This is a genomic window from Tahibacter aquaticus, from assembly GCF_004363655.1.
GTDB lineage: Bacteria > Pseudomonadota > Gammaproteobacteria > Xanthomonadales > Rhodanobacteraceae > Tahibacter > Tahibacter aquaticus.
Map to the genome: position 1 here is coordinate 1 of NZ_SNZH01000056.1, position 2366 is coordinate 2366.

The 2366-nt window shown below is 58.5% G+C and carries 2 protein-coding genes; both read right to left on the reverse strand.

Going from position 1 to position 2366, the window contains the following annotated elements; all coding sequences use genetic code 11:
* On the reverse strand, positions 1-1697 hold a 1697-nt coding region (locus DFR29_RS28730), incomplete at its 3' end, for a PD40 domain-containing protein (protein ID WP_133822071.1).
* 304 nt (positions 1698-2001) lie between these two features.
* Positions 2002-2366 (reverse strand): hypothetical protein (locus tag DFR29_RS29560; protein WP_166654427.1); only part of this gene is annotated, 365 nt, incomplete at its 5' end.

The following is a 2366-nucleotide window of genomic DNA, read 5'->3' on the forward strand; positions in this document are numbered from 1 at the left end:
GACATATGCGGTCCGCTGCTCGATGCGTCGGCGGCTGTGCCGGAGGTATCGGTGCTAACGAGCGAGGTCTGCCCACTCGTGCGGTCGTAGCGGAAAATTTCGCTCTGTAGCCGGTTGCCCATTGATTCGACATAGCGACTGGCGGAGAAAACGATGTAGCGCGAATCCGGTGTTATGGACGGATTGGCTCCCCGGAAAACGTTCGATCCGGCGTAGGTGCTGTTGATCCGCTCAGTAGTGCCGGTTGTCCGGTCGCGCAGGAAAATCTGGTTGGCATAGGAATTACCCTCGACCAGGTTTTGTGCGCTGGAGGTAAATACGACGAAGCGGCCATCTGCGCTGACACCGGGCCCGAGGTCGCGGTCCGACGGATTGACCGCGCTGTCCCCACTATGGCCGTCGGCAGATTCGCTGCCGGCCGCATAGGCTCGGCTCATTACGGCCAGCCCGCTGTCGTCGCGATAACGCAGGACCTGTTCGCCCGTGACGCCGGGCAGAATAAGGCTAGTGAAGAACAATTCGCCCGGCGTATCGCTGAGGCTGAGTCCTGTAATTTCGAAATCGTCGATGTTGTCGATGGCGATGTGCAATGTTGAAAGACTTGTATTGTTAACAACCAGCGAAGAGTTACCGTAAATAGAGTCCGCCAGAAAAAGTACGCGCTGGCCGTCGCCGCTGATCGCGGGGCAATAGTTTTTGTACGCTGCTGGAAAACCACTGGTAGCTCTGCTGATCAGTTCACTGGTATTGCTCAGCCGATCATAACGATAGACATCATAATTTTGATCGGTATCCGATGGGTCGGCATTGACTTCGGTGACGAAAACCGTATAGCGACCATCGTTACTGATGGTCCGAGTGCTCTTACAGGGGCGCGAGGAGGAGAGGGGCCAAGAAAGGGGGACGGGATCACCGCTGGAGGAAACGGTAGCCTGCACATGGCTGCCGGTATCCATGTCGCGAATAAAAAGCTGCAAGCCTCGATCGGTACGCGCACCATAGGTGACGTAGCGACCATCCGGTGTGATTTCCGGTCGCACTTCGGGGTTTTCGAAAGTGGCGCCTGTGGGGTGATCGACGGACACGATCTGCAACTGCGCGGTCAAAGCGTCGTAACGATAGACCGATGGCGATTCGGCATTGGGTAGCAAATGGGCAAAGCTGATAAACACCACATAACGTCCATCGGCAGAAAGTCCGCCGGCTATGCTGGTGTTGTTGCCCGCAATTCCGCTGGCATCAGCACTGAGCAGCAGGGAAGAGTGCGTCAGGCGGTCGAATCGATAGACCTGGTACGTGCTGCCTCCGTTGGGACGACCGTGGTAGAGCACATAGCGGCCGTCATCCGAAACGCTCGCATTCTCAACGCCGTAGAGATCGAACCGGCTAATCGCATCGCTATTGATGATTGCCATTTCGCCGGTCTGTGCGTCGAGCAAGAACAGGTCCGCCCTCTCGTTGTAGTCATTCAACACCAGATTGTTGGCGCCGGACGCGAACAGCACGTAGCGGCCATCGCCGGATACGTCCAGCGGACCTCTGCTATACGAGTTGCCGTGGGCGGCTGCAGGGAAAGCGGCTTGACTGACAAGTTCGAAGGGTTGCGCCGCCGCCGCGGCACCTGGCAACGCCAATAGCATCAGCGCAAACCTCGCTGCACCAGCGCAGCGCTGATGGACAAGCCTGAAAATTGACATAGACGCCTCGTTGAAGTCTGGGAACGACACCGCCGCAGGCGACGGTGCTGCTCCATTTCCCGAATTCCCGCGCCCCTGCTGCTCAATCGTGTCAGTGCACCTGCATGTAAAAAGTGCACGCACCCAGTGCCGGCACTCAGGCCCTGGCCGCAGGCGACAACGAAATTCCGTTCGTCGGTTAGGGCGGCTTGCCGACGTAGGCGATCAACGGCGCAGGGTTTGTCGCCGAATATCCGGTGCCGATCATCGTCGGCAGCGGGCGCGTTTTTTCGAGGCACGCTGGTGTGCTGTCTCGCAACTACCGTCAAATAGTTTCGACGCCTTTCACCCCTGATACGTCGTTGCGACTCGTCGCCCTAGCGATGCTGCGTTTCCTCATCGTGCCTGGTCTCGCAACGACATCCATCCGGAACTGTTTCAGCGCATTTGCGAGGTGGGGCATTCGTTCTGCCAACCGTCGGCAAAAAATGCCGTCCGCGTGGCCGCTGGCGACGAATACGTCGAAGAACCTGCCGTTGCCGTCTTCGGCCAGGCTGCCGCGGCTGGAATAGAAATCGATGTTCTGGCCGTCGGCGGACAATTGTGGCTTTGTGGTTTCGCCGTCGTCGGATTGCAGGAGCGGCGTGACGGCGCGGTAGCCCGGTGCGCGTTCCTGCAGGTTCGGCAGCA